General features: G+C 66.5%; 19 protein-coding genes. 4 read left to right on the top strand and 15 right to left on the bottom strand.

The features are described from left to right. Positions 1-69 precede the first annotated feature (69 nt). From ASC89_RS27210 to ASC89_RS27165, 10 genes are all read right to left on the bottom strand, one after another. Positions 70-1,134: an LLM class flavin-dependent oxidoreductase gene (locus ASC89_RS27210; RefSeq protein WP_056004049.1), complete on the bottom strand. Its 1,065-nt coding sequence runs from the start codon at positions 1,132-1,134 to the stop codon at positions 70-72. Then, complete coding sequence (locus tag ASC89_RS27205; RefSeq protein ID WP_056004047.1) at positions 1,131-2,204, bottom strand: NAD(P)-dependent oxidoreductase; 1,074 nt, start codon at positions 2,202-2,204, stop codon at positions 1,131-1,133. The genes ASC89_RS27210 and ASC89_RS27205 overlap by 4 nt, the downstream gene beginning before the upstream one ends. A gap of 12 nt (positions 2,205-2,216) precedes the next feature. Then, positions 2,217-3,605: an NAD-dependent succinate-semialdehyde dehydrogenase gene (locus ASC89_RS27200; protein WP_244488574.1), complete on the bottom strand. Its 1,389-nt coding sequence runs from the start codon at positions 3,603-3,605 to the stop codon at positions 2,217-2,219. Then, the gene (locus ASC89_RS27195) at positions 3,605-4,459 is read right to left on the bottom strand and encodes an amidohydrolase (RefSeq protein WP_056004044.1); all 855 of its coding nucleotides are present in this window, start codon (positions 4,457-4,459) and stop codon (positions 3,605-3,607) included. The genes ASC89_RS27200 and ASC89_RS27195 overlap by 1 nt, the downstream gene beginning before the upstream one ends. 6 nt (positions 4,460-4,465) lie before the next feature. Further along, positions 4,466-5,590, bottom strand: a complete 1,125-nt coding sequence (locus ASC89_RS27190) for a mandelate racemase/muconate lactonizing enzyme family protein (RefSeq protein WP_056004041.1) — start codon at positions 5,588-5,590, stop codon at positions 4,466-4,468. Continuing rightward, positions 5,587-6,120 carry a VOC family protein gene (locus tag ASC89_RS27185; protein WP_056004038.1) on the bottom strand — a complete coding sequence of 178 codons (534 nt, stop codon included), beginning with the start codon at positions 6,118-6,120 and terminating at the stop codon, positions 5,587-5,589. The genes ASC89_RS27190 and ASC89_RS27185 overlap by 4 nt, the downstream gene beginning before the upstream one ends. A gap of 11 nt (positions 6,121-6,131) precedes the next feature. Continuing rightward, positions 6,132-7,388, bottom strand: coding sequence for a Gfo/Idh/MocA family protein (locus ASC89_RS27180; RefSeq protein WP_156384799.1), 1,257 nt, complete (start codon positions 7,386-7,388; stop codon positions 6,132-6,134). Positions 7,389-7,414: 26 nt separating this feature from the next. Next, positions 7,415-8,242, bottom strand: coding sequence for a carbohydrate ABC transporter permease (locus ASC89_RS27175; protein WP_056004032.1), 828 nt, complete (start codon positions 8,240-8,242; stop codon positions 7,415-7,417). Beyond that, a complete protein-coding gene (locus ASC89_RS27170; RefSeq protein WP_056004031.1) occupies positions 8,239-9,189 on the bottom strand; it encodes a carbohydrate ABC transporter permease in 951 nt (316 codons plus the stop codon). The genes ASC89_RS27175 and ASC89_RS27170 overlap by 4 nt, the downstream gene beginning before the upstream one ends. 102 nt (positions 9,190-9,291) lie before the next feature. Then, positions 9,292-10,641, bottom strand: a complete 1,350-nt coding sequence (locus tag ASC89_RS27165) for an extracellular solute-binding protein (protein WP_056004027.1) — start codon at positions 10,639-10,641, stop codon at positions 9,292-9,294. A gap of 506 nt (positions 10,642-11,147) precedes the next feature. Between ASC89_RS27165 and ASC89_RS27160 the strand changes: the two genes are divergently transcribed. Further along, positions 11,148-11,468, top strand: a complete 321-nt coding sequence (locus ASC89_RS27160; RefSeq protein ID WP_056004024.1) for a nuclear transport factor 2 family protein — start codon at positions 11,148-11,150, stop codon at positions 11,466-11,468. 11 nt (positions 11,469-11,479) lie between these two features. Here the strand turns inward: ASC89_RS27160 and ASC89_RS27155 are convergent, their stop codons facing one another. The 5 genes from ASC89_RS27155 to ASC89_RS27135 all read right to left on the bottom strand — a co-directional run bounded on the left by ASC89_RS27155 (position 11,480) and on the right by ASC89_RS27135 (position 16,543). Then, positions 11,480-12,643: a serine hydrolase gene (locus ASC89_RS27155; RefSeq protein ID WP_056004021.1), complete on the bottom strand. Its 1,164-nt coding sequence runs from the start codon at positions 12,641-12,643 to the stop codon at positions 11,480-11,482. A gap of 202 nt (positions 12,644-12,845) precedes the next feature. Beyond that, on the bottom strand, positions 12,846-13,613 hold the full coding sequence (locus tag ASC89_RS27150; protein ID WP_244488572.1) for an ATP-binding cassette domain-containing protein: 768 nt from the start codon (positions 13,611-13,613) through the stop codon (positions 12,846-12,848). Continuing rightward, on the bottom strand, positions 13,613-14,656 hold the full coding sequence (locus tag ASC89_RS27145; RefSeq protein WP_244488571.1) for an ABC transporter permease: 1,044 nt from the start codon (positions 14,654-14,656) through the stop codon (positions 13,613-13,615). Before ASC89_RS27145 ends, ASC89_RS27150 begins: the two co-directional genes overlap by 1 nt. Positions 14,657-14,788: 132 nt before the next feature. Beyond that, positions 14,789-15,781, bottom strand: a complete 993-nt coding sequence (locus ASC89_RS27140; protein WP_056004014.1) for a substrate-binding domain-containing protein — start codon at positions 15,779-15,781, stop codon at positions 14,789-14,791. 111 nt (positions 15,782-15,892) lie between these two features. Then, the gene (locus ASC89_RS27135; protein ID WP_055877595.1) at positions 15,893-16,543 is read right to left on the bottom strand and encodes a GDSL-type esterase/lipase family protein; all 651 of its coding nucleotides are present in this window, start codon (positions 16,541-16,543) and stop codon (positions 15,893-15,895) included. A 151-nt stretch (positions 16,544-16,694) separates the two neighbouring features. Here ASC89_RS27135 and ASC89_RS27130 point away from each other — a divergent pair, with 151 nt between their 5' ends. The 3 genes from ASC89_RS27130 to ASC89_RS27120 are packed head-to-tail and all read left to right on the top strand — an operon-like array spanning position 16,695 to position 19,013. Continuing rightward, the gene (locus ASC89_RS27130; protein ID WP_055877593.1) at positions 16,695-17,435 is read left to right on the top strand and encodes a FadR/GntR family transcriptional regulator; all 741 of its coding nucleotides are present in this window, start codon (positions 16,695-16,697) and stop codon (positions 17,433-17,435) included. A gap of 32 nt (positions 17,436-17,467) precedes the next feature. After that, the gene (locus tag ASC89_RS27125; RefSeq protein ID WP_056004011.1) at positions 17,468-18,460 is read left to right on the top strand and encodes an XdhC family protein; all 993 of its coding nucleotides are present in this window, start codon (positions 17,468-17,470) and stop codon (positions 18,458-18,460) included. After that, positions 18,453-19,013 (top strand): nucleotidyltransferase family protein, encoded by a 561-nt coding sequence (locus ASC89_RS27120; RefSeq protein ID WP_162248004.1) that lies wholly within the window; start codon positions 18,453-18,455, stop codon positions 19,011-19,013. Before ASC89_RS27125 ends, ASC89_RS27120 begins: the two co-directional genes overlap by 8 nt. Positions 19,014-19,134 lie beyond the last annotated feature (121 nt).

Raw genomic sequence — 19,134 nt, 5'->3', positions numbered from 1 at the left:
CCTCCACCAGCTTCGCTGGTCCCCCTCCCCCGCCACGCGGGGGAGGATTGCCGCACCGCCCGTGCACAGTCACCGAAACCCCGGCGCGACCTCCTCCATGAAATACGCCATCCCATCCGTCTCCGGGGCATCCATGAACCACAGCATCAGGTGATCGACCCCCTGCCCGCGCAATTCGGTGATCCGTGCCTTCGCCTCTTCGGCGGTGCCGATGATCCACGGCCCGGTCATCGCCTCGGGCAGCCGGTCGACCCGGCCGGCGACGAAGTCCACCACCTCCGGCTGCGGCTCGCCCGACCTGGTCTCGACCATCCGCTCGACCAGCCCCGCCACCTTGCGGCGCAGCGTTGTGAGATCGGGTGCGACGAGGATCTGCGTCTCGAAGCTGATTTCCACCTCGGCGCGCGAGCGGCCGGCCTTCGCCAGCGACGCGTCCAGCAACGCCAGGCGGCGGGCCAGCTCGGTCAGCGTCACCGGCGTCGAGTTCCAGCCATCGGCGATGCGGCCGCTGAGTTCGATTACCGGATCGAACGCTTCGCCCAGCCAGACCGGGATCTGCGCCTGTACCGGCTTCGGCGCCAGTTGCGCCCCCTTCAGCTGGTAGAACTTGCCGTCGAAATCGATCGGTTTATCCGCGGCGTAGAGCGCCTTGATCAGGGTTATTGCCTCTTCGAGCCGCTCGACCCGCGCATCGTGGTTGTCGTCCCAGTCGAGGCCATAGGCCACCTGCTCGGGGCGGCCCATGCCGGCTTCGAAGAAATGGATGAAGCGCCCGCCCGAGAGGAGGTCGAGCGTCGACATCATCTTGGCGGCGATCTGCGGGGGGCGGAACAGGTTGGCCTGGTGGATCAGCCCGAGCTGCGCCCTGCTGGTGGCGCCGGCAATCATTGCCAGCGTGGTCCAGCCCTCGAGCACCGCCTGCTCGCGCCCCAGCATCAGGTGGTCGCACACCCACAGCGAGTCAAAGCCCAGCCGCTCTGCTTCGCGGGCATTGCCGAGCACGTCGACATCCTCGATCCGCGCCACATTGGGCACCCGGAACAGCCCCGGGCTCGGCATGGCGAAGGCCGGCACGCAGTAGCCCATCTTGAGCGTCCCCGCCTTGCGGCGGGCGGCAAGCTCGGCCGAAATCATGGTTTCACTCCGGCGCGCGGCACCAGGTCATGCCGGGTGCGATGCCCGGCGAATTTGCGGGCGATCTCATCGGCGGCAAGCGTCAGGAAGCGCGGACCGCAGGGCGCCGTGACCCCAGCGATATGCGGGGTGAGGAACACATTGTGCATGGTCCGGAGCGGCGAATCCGCCTCGAGCGGCTCGGGGTCGAACACGTCGAGCGAGGCAACCACGTCGCCCCGCACCAGCCGGCGGATCAGCGCTGCCTGGTCGACCACCGCCCCGCGCGACACGTTGACGAACACCGAGCGCGGCCGGAGGAGGTTCAATTCCTTCTCGCCGATCATTTGCTTCGTCTCCGGCGTCAGCGGCACCAGAGAGATCACCACGTCGCATGCCATCACCTGCTCCAGCGAGGTCAGCGTGATGTCGTAGATGTCGGCGAGGACGCGCGGCGCATAGGGGTCGAACGCATAGATATCGGCCTGGAACGGCTGCAGCAGCTCGATCAGCCGGCGGCCGATATAGCCGGCGCCGATCAGCCCGACGCTGCGGCCGGTGAGCTCACCGTTGAAGCCGGGGTCGGCGACGCGCTCTGCCCATTTCTGGAACAGCACTTCGCCATCGATCATCCGGCGGAACAGCGCCCCGGCATTGCGGAGCCCGATCATCGCCATGGCCAGCGCCCATTCGGCTACCGGATAGGACGAGCCATTGGTGGTATCGACCACGGTGACGCCGCGCTCGGAGGCGGCGTTGACGTCGATACGCTGGCTGAAACGATCGCCTTCGACTTCGGCAATGAACTTCAGGTTCGGTAGCCGATCGAGAATGGCGCCGGTGAGCCGGGGCGAGCCGTGGCAGACCAGGAGCGCATCGAGGTTGCTGGCAAAGGCCACCAGCTTGTCGATCGCCGCGGAATTCTCCGGCGGCGCCTCGTCCCAGCTCGAGGGCTCGTCGCACAAATGATGCTCGAAACTGCCGAGGCTCGACAGCGCTTCGATCGCCTCGGCATCGGCCATCCGCGCAAAAGTATCGGCGTTGCAGGCAAAGCCGACGCGCAAGGGTCTCGGCAGGTTGTAGATCGTCATAGTATTGCCTCGTCAGCCAATCCACACGGTCTTGGCGTTGGTGAATTCGGTGATGCCGACCTGCCCCAGCTCTCGGCCATAGCCGGAGGACTTGATGCCGCCGAACGAGATATGCGCGTCCGAGCGCACCATGTCGTTGATGAACACCGCGCCCGCTTCGACCGCCTGCTCCATGCGGCGCGCCCGATCCTCGTCGCGCGTCCACACCGCCGCGGCCAGCCCGAACTCGGTGCCGTTGGCGATGCGCAGGGCTTCGGCCTCGTCGGCGAACGGGAAGATCGGCGCCACCGGCCCGAACAGTTCTTCACGCGCCGCGACATTGTCGTCCGCGACATTGGTGAGCACGGTCGGCGCGAAGAAGAAGCCCGGCCCATCGACGGTGCCGCCCGCCAGCGCCACCCGCGCCCCACCGGCGACGCTGCGATCGAGCTGATCCTGCAGCCCGGCCCTGAGGTCGGCGCGCGCCAGGGGACCGAGCCCATGCTTTTCGTCCAGCGGATCGCCATAGCTCAGCTTGCGGGTGCCCTCGACGAAGGCCTCGGTGAAATCGGCGGCGATCGATTGCTCGACCAGGAAGCGCTTGGCGCAGACGCAGCTCTGCCCCGAATTATTGTGCCGCGCCGCCACCGCCAGCTTCACCGCGGCGTTGAAATCGGCATCGGCAAAGACGATGAACGGATCGGAGCCGCCGAGCTCCAGCACCGCTTTCTTTCCCGCCGCGCCGGCGAGCCCGGCAATGGTCCGCCCTGCCCTGACGCTGCCGGTCACAGTGACGCTGCGGATGCGGCTGTCGGCGATGAGCTTTCCCACCGTCGGGTGATCGACGCGCAGGTTAACCAGCACGCCATCGGGCATGCCGGCTTCGGCGAACACCTTTTCCAGCGCCTCGGCCGAAGCGGGCACGTTCTCGGCGTGCTTGACGATGGTGGTGTTGCCCGCGAGGAAGGCCGGGGCGAAGAAGCGGATCACCTGCCAGAACGGGAAGTTCCACGGCATGATCGCGAGGATCGGCCCCAGCCCCTCATAGCGCACCCGGCTGCCGCGCGCCGGGCTCTGGACCTCGAGCGGCTCAAGCCAGCCCGGCCCGAGCTCGGCCGTGGTGCGGCAGGTTGCGGCGCACTTCCTGATCTCGCCGCGCGCCTCGTTGATGGGCTTGCCCATCTCCAGCGTCATCAGCCGCGCGAAGGCTTCGAGATTGGCGTCGAGCCGCTCGGCCAAGGCGAGCAGCAGCTGGGCACGTTTTTCGACCCCTGCGTCGCGAACCCTGCCCCAGGCGACGAAGCTGCGCTCGAGCGCCGCTTCGACTTCCGAGCCGTTATGCAGGCGATAGCTGCCGAACTGCTCGCCGGTGGCCGGGTTGAGCGAACGGAACATGGTCTCGGGGCGCGCGGGCGCGTTCATCAGAAAGTCCTCGTTGGCGCGGCACTATCGAGCAGCCGCTTGAGCGTGCCGCCGAGGATCGGCTCGAGATCCCCCGGTTGCAGGAAACGGCAATGGAGGCGCACGATTTCGAGCGCCTGCTTGTAGGTCATGGCACGGCTCAGCGCCGGGAAGTCCGAGCCCCAGCACAGCCGGTTGGCGCCGAACGCGGCATAGAGCCCCTCGGCGATCCACATGGCGCTCGGGTGCGGATAGTCCCAGCCATTCTCGAGCCCCACCGCATAGTGAAAGCCGGAGAGCTTGATGTGGACATTGGGGTGCTTGCTGAGCGTCGCAATCGCTTCGAGGTCGGAGCGCGGCGCACCCGAGCCAATGCCGCCCATATGGTGCAGCAGCACCACGAGATCGGGGTTCTCGGCACACACGGCCCCGAGGTCTGCCGCCCAGGCCGGGCCCATGGCGATCGAGGCGATCAGCTTCCGCTCGGCGGCGAACTTGAAGAACGCCCGGCCCTCGTCGGAGCGGAACCAGCCGTCATTATCGCCCACATAGTGGGTAAAGCCCGTTATTGGCAGCGTCTCCGCCGCCGTGCGCAAGCGCTCGACTGCACCCGCCGTGTGATACTCGGGCGACCACACACAATCGACATCGGCAAACTGGTAGAGGCGCCTGGGGTAACGGCGCACCGCCGCCGCCCCATAGGCGTTATTGTCGGGGTTCTTTTCGATCCGCGCCGAGACGATCACCGCCTCGGCGACGCCGTTCTGATCCATCTCGTGGATCAGGTGCTCGACGGCGCCCCTGGTGGCCTCGTCGGGCACTGGGGGCTCGTAGGGCCAGCGCGCCCAGGCGTGAGTGTGGCTGTCGACGATCACGGGCGCCTACCGGAATGCCACCGAGCCATCGGTCTTCAGCGAGGTCGGCGGCACCTTGTTGATGACAGGGATGGTCTTCAGCCCCTCGTGGTCGAGTTCGACGCCGAGGCCGGGAGTCTCGTTGGGCAGCCAATGGCCGTTGATGACCGGGACGATCGCCTTCACTGCCTTGGTCCAGGGCGCACGGTCCTGCAGCATATGCTCGGTCACTTCCCAGTTCGGCACGGCAAAGCCGAGCTGCACCTGCGCCGCGGTCGCCACCGGGCCGGAGGGCACGGCGTGCGGGATGATGCCCTGGTGATGCGCCTCGGCCAGCGCGCAGATCTTGCGGGTTTGGGTGATGCCGCCGGCAATGCCGACATCGGGGCGGATATGGTGCACCCCGCCATGCTCGACATACTCGCGGAATTCCCAGATCGAGGTGTTGCGCTCGCCCGCCGCCATCGGCACGCGCGACTTCTGCGACACCTCGCCGAAGCTCAGCACGCTGTCGGGCGGAATCGGGTCTTCGACGAACAGCGGCCGGAACTGCTCGAACTCGCGGATCGCCGCAATGGATTCGCCCAGCGCCATGTTGCGGTGCAGCTCGATGCCGATCTCGACATCCCAGCCCACCACGTCGCGGATCAGCGCCAGGCGCTCGACCATGTCCTTCACCTTGGCGCCGAACGCCATCAGGTGGTGCTCGGGCTGGTAGACCATCACCTTGAGCGCGGTATAGCCGTCCTCAGCGGCGGCCTTGCAGCTCGCCGCGACTTCTTCGGCCGTGCCATAGGGGATCACCAGCATGGCGCGCACCTTGTCGCGCACCCGGCCACCCAGCAGGTCCCAGACCGGCGCCTGGTAGTGCTTGCCCTTGATGTCCCACAGCGCCTGGTCGATCGCCGAGATGGCGCCGCCAATGGCCATGCCGCGCATCGAATAGGCCCGATAGAGGCTGAGATTGTGGTACTCGATGCGCAACGGATCTTCGCCGATCAGCCGCTCGCCAAAGCCCTTGGCCACCGATGCCGTCGCCTCGGGAAAGCCGAAGAAGGTGGATTCGCCCACGCCTTTCAGCCCGCTATCCGTCGTCACTTCGACGAACATCCAGTTATGCGCGACGTAGGTATCGATACGCTCGATCTTCACTTTGCTTCCTCAGGGTAGACGAATAGCGGTGTGCGGCGGGTCGCCGGCGGGCTGATCAGCTCGAGCACGAGGCCGTTGAGCTTCTCGGAGGTGAAATAGACGAAGGCGCCGCTGCCATCGCCGCCAAAGCCCCGGGCGGACTGCAGGCGGGTGAAGCCGGCAGCTTCGAGCTCGGCAACCGCCTCGGCATGGTTCTCCATCACGTGGATGCCGATGTGGTTGAGGCCTTCGCCGGAGCTCGCCAGCTGATCGGCAAAGAACGATGGGCCGGTGGTGGGTTCGACCAGTTCGAACTGCACGCCATCCTTCCAGGCGAGCGCGTGCTTCAGCCCGAACTGGGCCGGAGCACCCTTGTAGGTCATATCCTTCAGGATCTCCGGCGTGTATTCCCACGCCGTCCAAGGTCCGATGCGCAACAGGTCCCACCATTGCCTCGTCGCGGCCTCGAGGTCGCGCACCACGAAGGCGATCTGCTTGGGGCCGAGCTTCTGGACGATCAGCGGGATAGCGGCAAAAGCTGCGTCGGTCATGGCGTTCCCCTTCAGGCCGCGTTCGACTTGGGCAACAGCCCGAGATCGGCGTCAATCTCATCCTGGTAGGTCGAGACGGCGCTGGTCAGCACCTCGTCCATGCTCACCGCGCGACCGGCAATGCCGCTCTCATAGGCGGCGAGCACCGAGGCGACGGCGGTGAGGCCGCCCTCTCCATCAACTTCCGGCGGCCGGCCTTCCATGATGGCGGCGGCGAAATCGTGGATCTCGATGGCGAGAAGGCCCGAGTCCGTCTCGGCCCAGTCGAGTTCGTAGGACACCCCGCCATAGAGCGTTTGGGTCAGCTCATCGAGGGCAAAACCGACCTTGTCGGCCAGCGCCTGTCCGGTGAGGTCGCCCTCCGCCGTGTGGAGGATCGGCGCCTTGCCGGTGCGATCGTTGAAGATTTCGAGCGAGCCGCGCTGTCCGTGCACGGTGCGCTGGTTGTAGCCCTTGCCCGGGCCCGAGGCGACGTACGACATCTGCACCATCAGGCCCGACTGCATGGTGAAGGTCGCGGCGAACGAGTCCTCGCCCGTCGCGGTAATCTGCTCCGGGATTTCGAGGAAGCGCTTCAGGTAGGCCTCGGTCTGCATCTCCGGCTTTTCCTGCCGGCGGCGGATCGGCTCGGCGATGAAGCCCTTGCCGAACGCCGAGTGGAACGGCCCGAAATAATACTGCACGATGTCGGTGAGGTGCGCGCCCATGTCGAGCCCGATGGCGCCCTTGTCCTTGAAGTGCCGCCACGGCGTGATGATGATCCGGTCATTGCCGCCGATCATCGTCTGCACCATCAGATGAACAGGCCCCAGCACGCCGGAGTCGATCACCGCCTTGGCCAGCCGGTTGGTCGGATCGCGCCGATAGTTCTCGGCCGTCGCCAGCACCGCCCCACCCGCCTTCGCCGCATCGATCAGCGCCTGGCAGGAGCGCACCGTCAGCGCCAGCGGCTTCTCGCAGAGCACATGCTTGCCGGCCCGCAGCGCCGGCAGCACCACCGAGAGGTGACTGAACGCCTCGGTCACCACGTCGAACGCCGCGATCTCCGGATCAGCCACCGCGTCGTCGATGGCGAGGTGGATCTTCGGCCGGTAGCCGAGCAGCTTTTCGGCTTCGCCGGCCACCCGCTCGGCATTGTCCTGCCGCACGTCGCACACCGCGACGAGCCGGACATTGCTGAGGCCCGAGCGCTGCAGCCGGGCAAAGCCCTGCACATGCCGGCTCCCCATGCCCCCGCACCCGACGAGGCAGACTGGTACTGTAGTCACGTTTAGCTCTCCAGCGAGATGGACGGCTATTCCTTCAACGAGCCGCCGAGGCCGTTGATGAAATAGCGTTGGCAGAGAATAAAGAAGATGATGATCGGCAGCGTCGAGAGCAGCACCGCCATCATGGCGATGTTGGGCGGCGTCTGCGAGAAGGATTGGCCGAGCCCGGCCAGCGCCAATGGCAGAACCCGCATGTCCCGCTCGGTCGTCGAGATCAGCGGCCAGGCATACATGTTCCAGGCGGTGAGCACCGTCACCGCGGTATAGGCGGCGATCGGCGGGCCGGAGAGCGGCAGCACGATCCTGACGAAGATCTGCCCCCAGTTGGCGCCGTCGATCTTGGCCGCATCGAGAATCTCGTTGGGCATCGAGATGTAGAACTGCCGGAAGATGAACACCCCGAAGCTGGTCTGCGCGATGATGGGGACGCAGAGCCCCATGAAGGTGTCGATCCAGTTGAGGTTGCGCACCAGGATGAAGGTCGGGATCGTCGCTACCTGCCCCGGCACGAACAGCGTCATGATGAACAGGCCCAGCAGCGCGCCGCGGCCGAAGAACTGCATCTTGGCGAGCGCGAAGCCGGTCATCACCACCAGGGTCAGCTGGGTGATGGTGATGACAGCGGTGAAGATCACCGAGTTCACGATGGCGGTGCTATCAAGGAAGGTGAGCGCCGCGAAGACGTTCTCGAAGTGCCACTCGGTCGGCCACCAGGTTGGCGGATAGGCGACCACCTCGCGGCTCGATTTGAACGAGTTGATCACCATCCAGTAGAACGGCGCGGCCATCAGCAGGCCGAAAAAGACCACCGTGGAAACATGGAAGCGGCGGCGCCAGTGGTGTCCTGCACTCATAGCGGGTCTCCGTTGGTCGGGCGCCGGCGCGGCGGGTTGAAGATCAGCGCGAGGATGGTGACGATGACGAACAGCACGGTCGAGAGCGCCGAGGCATAGCCGAGCCGCAGCTGGGCAAAGGCCAGGTCGTAGATGTAGACCGCGAGAATATCGGTCGAGTTGAGCGGCCCGCCCTTGGTCATCACGAAGGCAATGTCGAAACTGTCGAAGATGATGCCGCGCAGCGTCAGTACCAGGATCAGCAGTGTCACCGGCATGACGTTGGGCCAGATGATGTGGCGGAGCTTCTGCCACGGGCCGGCCCCGTCGATCTCGGCGGCTTCCAGCAATTGCGGGTTAATCTGCTGCAGCGCCGCGAGATAAAGGATGATGCCGAGCGGCAGCCGCAGCCAGACGATCACCAGTGACAAAGCGGGCATCGCCCAGGTGGTATCCTGCAGCCAGTTGGGCCCGGAAACCCCAAAGAAGCTGAGCAATTGCGCGATCGGGCCGACACGCGGATCGTACATGAAACGCCAGAGCACCGCCGAGGCGACGAGCGAAATGACGATCGGCAGCAGGTACATCGTGCGGAACACGCTGTAGCCGGGGAAATTGGTGTTGATCAGCGCCGCGAGGATGAACGACAGGAACACCGTCGGCACCACGCCGAGGACCAGCAGATAGGCGGTCTTCCACACCGAGTTCACAGCGCGGGCGTCGTTCAGCAGCGCAACGTAATTGTCGAGCCCGACGAAGCGCGGCTCGTAGATCAGGTTCCAGTCGAACAGGCTGAGCGCCAGCCCCCAGACGATGGGGATGACCATGAAGGCGGTGAACAGGACCACGTTGGGCCCGACGAACAGGGCGGCCCAGAACGGGGAGTCGGTGCGGCTCGTCCTGCGGCGCGGCGCGGGCCGCGCCATCGCAGACATGCCGGCCTCGTCGGCGGTGTCGGTCTTGCTCAAAAGGGTCGATCCCGTTGTGGAAAGGAGAACCGGCTGCGGGAGGACACAGCCGGTTCCTGATTGCCGCCGCTGAAGGAGTGCGGCGGCATGTCTTGTCGGTGATCAGCCGCCAGCGGCCAGAACGCGGGCCATCGCCTCGTTGATCACCGCCTCGGCGGCCTTCAGCGCGTCGGCCACCGGGACGTTGTTAAGGACGACCGACTCTTCGGCTTTCGCCAGTTCGGTATCGACCACCACCTGCACGTCGGCCGGGATCGAAGTCGGGTTCATCGCGCCATATTGGATGGACTCGGCGAACACGCGGTTGTCGTAGGGTGGGCCCGGCAGTTCGGTCCAGATCGGGCTGTTGTAGAGCGCCTCGACCGGCGGCACCGTGCCGTAGCCCGCGGCAAGGATCTTCATGCCGCCGTCTTCGGAATAGAACCAGTTGAGGTAGTCGTAGGCGAGCTCCTGGTTGTTCGCCATGCCCTGCGGGGTGATTGCCTGGGCGATCGAGCCCATGCCGGTCTTGCGCACGCCGTTGATCTTGGGCTCGAGCGCCACATCCCAATCGTCGGTGGTGACCGAGCGGATCAGCGGGGTCAGCGCCCGCACCGACTGCAGCATCGACACCGTGCCGGCGCCGAAGGCCTGGTAGCCGCCGCCGAGCTGGGTCTGCTGCGGCGAGGAGGCGATGATGCCGGCCTTCACCTGGTCCCAGTACATGGTGAAGACCTTGATCGCCGCTTCGGTCTGCAGCTTGTACATGTTGTTTTCGTCGAGCAGCGTATCGCCGAAGGCTTCGATGCCCGGCACGTAGGTGGCGTGCCACGGCACCGAGGCGGCGAGGCCGTAACGGGTGGTGACGTTGCCGTTCTTCTGGGTCAGCTGGGTCGCGACCTCGATCTGCTTTTCAAACGTCCAGTCGTCGTTCGGGTACGGGATGCCGGCGTCGTCGAAGTGCTTCTTGTTGTAGTAGAGCACCACGGTATCGGCGCCGATCGGCAGGCCGAAAATGCCGTCCTTGTTCGGGCCCGAGGTGACCAGGTACTGGTCGAGGAAGGGCTTCGCGAGCGAGGTCATGGTGATCGGGCCGCCCGAGGTCAGGAACGGCCGCATGTCGGCGGTGACCTGCGCATTGGCGAACTGCGTGGCGAAGATATCGGCCAGGTAGGTGATATCGGGCAGCTTGTTGGCGAGGCGGCGCGACAGCAGCGCCTGGCGCAGGCCCGGGCCATCGCCGGGCAGGATCGAGTAGTCGATCTTGACGCCCGGACGGGCGGCCTCATAGGCGGCAAACACCGGCTTGATGCCGGTTTCGGCCCAATCGAGAATGCCGATCGACAGCGTGCCGCTGGTCGGCTGCGCCATAGCGAAATGGCTGCCGGCGGCAAGCGCGAACGGCGAGGCGGCGAGACCGGCAAGAACAGCACGCCGGCTGGGCGTGAACTGCGTTAGGGTGGTCTTGGACACGTTGTTTTCCTCCCAAGGAACACGAGCGGGTCATCGCTTCCCGGGCATCGGGAGGCGTGATGATCGGTCGGGGACAGGCGAGACTTCGTGGCCGGCGTCTTGTGCGCCGTCGTTCACTATGTTGAACGCCTATCCATAGGCTGAACGATGACACGGGTAGCGACACCCGGTCAAGCGGCACGCTGGGACTCGCCGTTGCGCAAAAAGTCGTAGGGATTTGGGACCGACGGTCGGTCGGTTATGGGGGTGTGGTGCGAGGCCGGTGCGCTTGGCGCCCCTCACCCCGCGGTGAGGCCTTTGGCCTCATCCGCTGCCCTCTCCCCAGAGGGGCGAGGGCGCGTTGTGGCACCGGCGGTACAAAGTGCGTCCCCTCGCCCCTCTGGGGAGAGGGTCAGGGTGAGGGGCGCCAAGCACGCCGACGCAGACGGCCAGCCCGTCGCACGACTGGCCTGTCGCTCACCAACGCCGGGCGCTACAAATCCAGCATACCCGCCCGGAGCCCTCGCATGAGCACCACCCCGCCCGTCATCCAGCGCTTCATCGCCGCCACCAATGCCGGCGACACCGCCGCCTTCCTGGAAGCCTTCACTCCGGATGCCTTCCTCAGCGACTGGGGCCGCGACTTCACCGGTCGCGACGGCATCGCCAGCTGGAACGAGACGGACAATATCGGCGTGCAGTCGAAGTTCCGGCTGCTCGAGGTCGAGCCCAGTGGGGCCGATGCGTACCGGGTGCGGCTGGCGGTCAGCGGCAACGGCTACAACGGCGAAGGGACCATGGCGTTCACGCTTACGGGTGGGCGGATTTCGCGGTTGGTGATAAGTTAGTCCGCCTCTCCCTACCTCACAATCTCATACAACCGCTTCAGCACATGCCGTGACCTGAGATCCTCCGGGTCCCCGCGCATCTGGTTCATGGTGTAGCTGAACCCCATCTGCTCGGTCGGCCACCCCGCATGGATCGAGCCACCTGCGCCGGAATGGCCGAACGCGTCGGGGGCCGGACCGAAGCGGCCTTGCGGCGTCTGCAGCGCCCAGCCGACGCCGAACGCCATGGCTTCGGCGATATAGGGGTCCATGAACCGGCTCTGTTCGGCCCGCCCCAGCGCGACTGTCTCGGGCTTCAGGATCTCGACCCCATCGATGCTGCCGCCCTGCGCCATGCAGCCATAATAGCGCGCCATGGCCCGCGCCGTGGCGATGCCGCCGGCGCCGCCGATCTCGGCCGCGTGGTAGGCGCGAGTGTTCCAGGGGAGATCCTCGGGGAACAGCGGCGGGTTACCCCAGATCGAATGAAACACCGGGTCGGCCCGCTGCTCCGGCCCGAACGCCTCATCGTAGGGCAGCATGCCCGGCCCCACCTCGATCCGCCCCACCCGCGGCTCCAGCGCCTCGGGCAGCCCGATATAGGCATCGAGCCCCAGCGGCGTCGCGATCTCCTCGGCGAAGAACCGGCCCAGCGTCCGCCCGTCGACACGCCGCACCAAAGCGCCCACCAGCCAGCCGATGGTCACCGCATGGTAGCAGTGGAAGGCGTTCGGGTCGGCGGCCAGCGGTTGCGCCGCCAGCAGCGCTTCCATGCGGGCGTAGTCGGTGTAGTCGGCGGCGCGCAGCGACGTCGCGATCCCCGGCAGGCCGGCCGAGTGCGAGGTGACATGCCGCACCAGCACCCGGGCCTTGCCGTTCTGCGCGAATTCCGGCCAGTACTTTGCCACCGGTGCGTTCAAATCGAGCTGCTCGCGTTCTACCAGCTTCAGCACGCACCCGGCGAACAGCCCCTTGGTGCCCGAATAGATCACCTGCAGCGTATCGGCCTGCCACGGCCGCCCCGGCGCCGCCATGCCGCCCCAGAGGTCGACGACGAGCGTCCCCCTATGCACCGCCGCGAACGCCGCCCCGACATCGCCGCGCACCGTGAAGTTGCGCGCAAACTCCTCCGCCACCGCCTCAAAGCCCGGCGCCACATACCCCATGACCGGCGCCGACTGCGATTGATAGTTCATTGGCTCCCCCGCCTAACCCGTTCCTCTGGTGGCTCCCCACCCCCACCCTTGATCCCTCCCCACAAGGGGGAGGGAGACGCTAGCTGCACGTACTCGGTTCTCGCCTCTCCCTCCCCCTTGTGGGGAGGGCAGCAAAGCTTGTGAGCGAAGCGAACTAGCGTCGCTGGGGGGGGGGTGGCCCCACGCTCGGCCCTAGTCGTCATCAATCCCCATGCCCCACGGCATCGAACGCTTCGCCACCAGCCATCAGGTTGAGCACCTCTTCGCGGCTCTTCTCGCCGCTCCTGAACTGGCTGGCGACCCGGCCCTGGATCAGCACGGTGAAGCGGTCGCCGACGCTCAGCGCATGCGTCGCATTGTGGGTGATGAACACCAGCGCAATGCCCTGCTCGCGCGCCTGCTTGATCAGGTCGATGACGATCTTGCTTTCCTTCACCCCCAAGGCCGCCGTGGGCTCGTCGAGGATCAGGAGCTTCGCCCCGAAGTAGAGCGCCCGGGCGATGGCAAGCGCCTGCCGCTCGCCGCCCGACATGGTGCCGACCAGTTGCTCGGCATCACCGATGCGGCGGATTCCCATCTGCCGAATCTGCTCGAGCGCGATGCGGTTCGCCGTCTGATGGTCGAGCCGCCGGAACGGCCCAAAACCCTTGGTCGGCTCGTTCCCGAGAAAGAAGTTGCGCGCCACCGAGATCAGCGGGATCGAGCCCACATCCTGGTGCACGGTGCCGATGCCATGGGCCTGCGCGTCGCGTGGCGAGCGGAAGCTCACCGGCTTGCCGTCGAAGGTCAGCGTCCCGATGGTCGGCGGCGTCACCCCCGACATGATCTTGATCAGCGTCGACTTACCGGCGCCATTGTCGCCGAGCAGGCAATGCACCTCGCCTGGATGCGCTTCAAGGCTGACGTCGTTGAGGGCGATATTGTTGCCGAAGGTGCGGGTGACGCCTTCGAGCGTCATGAGCGCGGTCATCAGAGTTTCTTCTTTCCCCGGTTCAGCGCCAGCTCGCGGATCAGGTTGTTGGTGAGCACCGCAATGACCAGCAACCCGCCGATAAAGGTGGCCAGCCAGTCGGTGGGCCAGCCGGTGTAGAACAGCCCGAGGCTGACGATGCCGTAGATGAAGGTGCCGAGCACGATGCCGATCACCGAGCCGAAGCCGCCCTGCAGCAGCACCCCGCCGATGACCGCGGCGATGGCGGTCTGGAACACATAGCCCTGCCCCGAGGCGGCGTTGCCCTGGTTGTACATCACCGCCGACATGATGCCGACGAATGCCGCCGACACGGCCGTCCAGATGAAGAGGATGAGCTTGACCCGCGCCACCGGCACACCGGCCCGGCGTGCCGCATCGGGGTTGCCGCCGGTGGCAAAGATCCAGTTGCCGAAGCGGGTCTGCTTCAGCACCCAGGCGGCGAGGATGGCGGCGACGAGGTACCAGAGCACCGAAACGTTGAAGAACATCCATTTTGAGCCCAGCACCGCCTCGGCCCAGCCGGCATCTTTCAGCGAGACGTTGGACGAGCCCGAGATCAGCCGGCTCAGCCCCAGCGCCGTACCGGCGAGGATGAAGTTCGAGGCCAGCGTCACGATGAAGCTCGGGAGCTTGGTGGCATTGACCAGCAGCGCGTTGAAGCAACCGACCCCGACGCCGAGGCTCAGCGCCATGACGATGGTGAGTTCGATCGGCAACCCATAGAACCCGGTGCCCAGCGCCACGATGATCGAAGCGGCGCCGACCACCGAGCCGGTCGAAAGGTCGAACTCGCCCGAGATCATCAACAGCCCCACCGGCAGCGCGATGATCCCCAACTCCGCCGCGGTGTTGAGCCAGCCGGCGGTGCCGGGGATCGAAAAGAACCCCGAGGCGCCGCCGACGATGACGAAGAAGATGTAGATCACTAGAGCCGCGATCAGCGGCCCGATCCACACGATCCTGAGCAGGCGCTCCAGGAGCCCGAAACGGGTCGGAGGAGCAGGCGGATCGGCGATGGTGGTTTCCATGGCAGTGGTCATTTCATCAGGTCCGTCGGAGTTCGAAGGCTAGCGCGGATCGTGGAGATGAGGCGAGGCTCTGCTCCCCTCCCCTCAAGGGGGAGGGGAGCCAAGGGCGGGGTTGCGTCCAACTCCCCCGCCCCGCCCTGCCGGTCAGTTCGCGCCGCGCGAACCCGGAATGGACTTGTTCACCTCGAGCACGGCGGCGGCGTTTTCCTGCGTCACCATGTAGGGGCCGACGCTGATCACGCCCGAGGGGGCCATCTTGTACTTGTTGTACATCAAGGGGATCATCACCCCGTAATAGCCCTGCAGGAACGGCTGCTGGTCGGAGGCAAAGCTCATCTCGCCGGCGGCCACCGCCTCGAGCACGGCATTGCCGAGGTCCATGGTGCCCAAGTCGACAGCGCGGCCGGTGGCGCGCACCTGCTTGACCGATTCCAGCGCATCGACACCCACCGCCACGCCCAAGGTCACGATGCCGTCAATCGTCTGGTCCTGCATCAGCATGGCGCTGACCGCGGCCTGCACCTTCTGGCTGTTGCCGATATCCTCCGACGCGAGGATCACCATCTTGGCCTTGCCGCCCGCCTCGGTGACAGCATCGATATAGCCCTGGCAGCGCTGCTCCAGCACCGGGTTGGCGGCGATCTGGTTGATGCAGAGGCCGTTCTTCACGCCCTTCCCGACCGCCACTTTGCCGCCCTGGTAGCCCATCTGGTAGCTGTCTTCACCGATAAAGCCGATGGCGCCCAGCTCCTGGTACTTGAACCCGCCCGAGTTGATGATGATCACCGGGATGCCCTCGGCCGCCGCCTGCTTGATCAAGGGCTCGGTCGGCTCGGGAAAGAAGTTGCCTACCGCGATAGCGGCCGGCTTCCGGGCGATCGCCGCTTCGAACATCTTGGTATACACCGGCACGATGTCGTTGAAATCAGCCGGCGCCGTCCACTGCGTCTTGACGCCGTAATCCTTGGTGGCCTGGTCGAAACCCTGCTGCACCGCGCCCCAGAACGGATCCGAGCTCGGCCCGCCCAGCATGATGATCACGTCTTCCTGCGCCTGCGCAGCGAGCGGCGTCGCGGCAGCCAAGCCTACGCCAACCATGGCGGCGAGCGCCAGCGCGCTCAGTTTCCTCAAATTCATTATGTCCTCCCAATGGCAACGGCCCGCATCCTCCCGACGCGCGCCTGCCGCGAGGCGCTCACTGCGCCTTCCCCTCCACGACTATTAAATAATATGTATGATGTAAAGCACTCAACGCAGGTTTCGCATCGAGAGGATGGCGCGCACCTCCACCGCCAGGGCTTTGCCGAGCACTTCGTGCGCCGCCTCATCCATGTGGATGCCGTCGATCCCGGCCCGCACCACCTTGTTGGCGTCGAAATGGAAGCACCCGGTGCGGTGCGCCACCTGCTCGAGATAATGCGCGTGGTCGCGGCAGCGCTGGTGGCCGACGCCCCACATCGCCGGCTCGGCATCTTCGGTGATGGCAGGCGGCGTCACCACCAGCACCTCGGGCGGATGCTCCACCATGGCGAAGTGCCCCTTGATCATCTGGATCAGCGTCAGCGTGCCGCGCGCCGAGTTATAGGCGGTGATCGACAGCTGGTCCTTGAAGTCGTTGGTGCCCAGCATGACGATCAAGACGTCCATCGGCGCATGCGATTCGAGGATCGGGATCAGCGTGCGCGAGCCGTTCTTGTGCACGCCCTCGATCGGATCGTCGAACACCGTGGTGCGGCCGCTGAGCCCCTCCTCGACGATCCAGCTGTCCGGCCCGAGTTCGCGCCCCAGCACATTGGCCCAGCGCCGCGCCGGTACGATCCGGTCCGGCGTCTGGGCGATATTGGCGAAGGGCGGGCAGCCCCAGGTATTGGAGTCGCCGAAGCAGACGATGGTAGGCATGTGAAGCGGTTCCCTCGAGTCGCGACGCACCGGCATTGCCTTGGCGACGCAGCCTGAGGTATAAATCCTACCTAATGAGAATGACAACCGGGTGGATTCGCCTTCCTGTGGCGAGCCGACCCGGCATAATGCTGTTGGAAAGACCGCACGCGTGACCGTCTATCGCCGCCCGGACCCGATCCCCCTGCGCCACTCGGCCGTCGCCTCGCCCGGCGGGCTGAATACCGTCAAGCATGAGCCTGACGATCTCAATCGCCTGGTGGCGCGCGAGATCTTCCAGGCCATAGCGTCGGGCCACTTCCCCGTCGGCAGCATCCTCCCCAATGAGCATCAGCTGAGCGCCGATCTCGGCGTCAGCCGCACGGCGCTCCGCGAAGCGATCAAGGGGCTCGCCTCCAAAGGCCTCGTCGAAACCCGCCGCAAGCGCGGCACCCTGGTGCTCGAGCGCAGCCGCTGGGACATGCTGAACCCCGAGGTGATCGCCTGGTCGCGCAAGCTCGGCTCGGCCCGCGTCAGCGAGGAACTCTGGGTGGCGATCGCAAACACCCAGCCCGCCGTGGCCGCCGAAGCCGCCAGCCGCCGCCATGCCGGCCGGGTCGCCGAAGTGGTGCGCAGCCTCGCCGCCGCCGGCACGCCGGAGGCCAAGCGCACCGGGCTTGCCGCGCTGCTGCTCGAAGTCGCCAATGCCAGCGGCAACCGCTTCCTCACCTCGTTTACCGCCGCCTGCGTCGGCAGCCTGTTGACCGACGATGCTGCCTTCCTCGATCGCCTCGTCACGACGATCGACCTCGCAGCCCTCGCCCGCCTCGCCCCCCTGCTCACTGCCGGCAATGGCGAGGCCGCCGCAGAACTGCTGCGCCGAGCGCTGGTCCGCGAGACGATCTCGGCCTAATCTCCCCTCGAAACGCCTTTGGAGGAGAGTGCATGCTGGCCAGGGCCGAGCATGGCGAGGACGATCTCGCGCCGGCAGCCTTTGCGGGGATGGATCGCGAACTCGCGCCGTTCGTGTTCCTGGCGCGCGCCGGGGCGCTCGGCATTCCCGGCGCCCTCGTCACGCTTTCGGCCATCGATGGCGGCGCCCCCAAGGCGCTCGGCACCCATATGGCGGTGCTGGCCGATGGTCGGCACCTCGGCCATGTCTCGGGTGGCTGCGTCGAGCCCGCCATCGCCGCCGAGTTCGCGGCGCTGATCGCAGCGGGCGAGGATCAGACCTTCCGCTTCGGCCGCGGGTCGCGCTTCATCGATATCCGCTTTCCCTGTGGCGGCGGCGTCGACCTGATGCTGCACGCGCAACCGCAGGCCGCGTTGCTCGCCGAAGCCATCGCCCGCTTCGAGCGACGCGAGGCCTTCGCCATCGCCTTCGATCCCGCGCATTCGGCCGCCACGATTACCGACAGCCCGGCCCCTACCGGTTGGCGCGACGGGGTATTCATCCGCTGCTACCAGCCGCGCACCAGGCTGCTGCTGGTCGGCCGTGGCCCCGAGTTCGAGGTGATGGCCCGCGTCAGCGCTGCCGCCGAGTTCGACCTGCGGCTCGCCACCCCGGACGAAAGCTCGGCCCACGCCCTCGCCGCGCTCAATGTGCCGATCGAAATCCTCACCACCCCGGCGCAAGCCTTCGAGCTGCCGATCGACCCCTGGACGGCGACGGTGCTGCTGTTCCACGAGCACGAATGGGAAAACGCCATCCTCGCCCGCGCCGCCGTAGCCGATGGCTTTTATGTCGGGGCGCTGGGCAGCGTCAAAACCCACGGCCTGCGCCGTGCCCGGCTTGCCGCCATGGGCCTCTCGCCCGCCGCCATCGACCGCATCCACGGCCCGATCGGGCTGATCGACCGGGCTCGCGACCCCGGCATGCTGGCGCTCTCGGTGCTGGCCCAGATCTCAGCCACTCGCGCCCAGCTTGACCGTGCCTGAGCCCATCGCCGCGGTCGTCCTCGCGGCCGGCCTCTCGACCCGCTTCGGTGGCGACAAGCTGCTCCATCCCTATGCCGGCAAGCCGCTGGCCGCCCACATCGCCGATACGCTGGTGGGAATGCCCCTCAGCTGGCGCATCGCCATCGTCCCACCCGAGCCGTCGGCACGGCGGCAGCTGTTCGAGGACCGCAGCTTCGAGCTGGTCGAGAACCCCGACCCGTCGCAGGGCATGGGGTCGTCGCTGGCGCTCGGCGCCCAACGCGCGCTCGAGCTCGGCGCCGAGGCACTGCTGGTCTGCCTCGCCGATATGCCCCATGTCAGCGCGGAGCACCTCGGCAGGCTGCTGGCTGCTGGCGATACTGATGTGGTGGCGACAAGCTTCGATGGCTCACGCGGCCCACCCGTGCTGTTTCCGCGCCGGCTGTTCCTCGATCTGGTCGCGCTGTCAGGCGACCATGGCGCCAGGCATTTGCTGGCCAACGCCGGCCTGGTGGTCGCACCTCCAGGCCTCGCCCGCGACTTCGATGTACCCGGAGATTTCGATCCGACGTGAAGCACTGGTGTGCTTGGCGCCCCTCACCCTAACCCTCTCCCCAGAGGGGCGAGGGGACGCACTTTGCACCGGCAGTGCCCCAACGCCCCCTCGCCCCTCTGGGGAGAGGGCGGCGGGGAGG

The sequence above is a fragment of the Devosia sp. Root413D1 genome, from assembly GCF_001425235.1.
Taxonomy (GTDB): domain Bacteria; phylum Pseudomonadota; class Alphaproteobacteria; order Rhizobiales; family Devosiaceae; genus Devosia_A.
The sequence above is the reverse complement of the archived record's forward strand: the minus strand, read 5'-3'. Positions and strand labels throughout refer to the sequence as shown.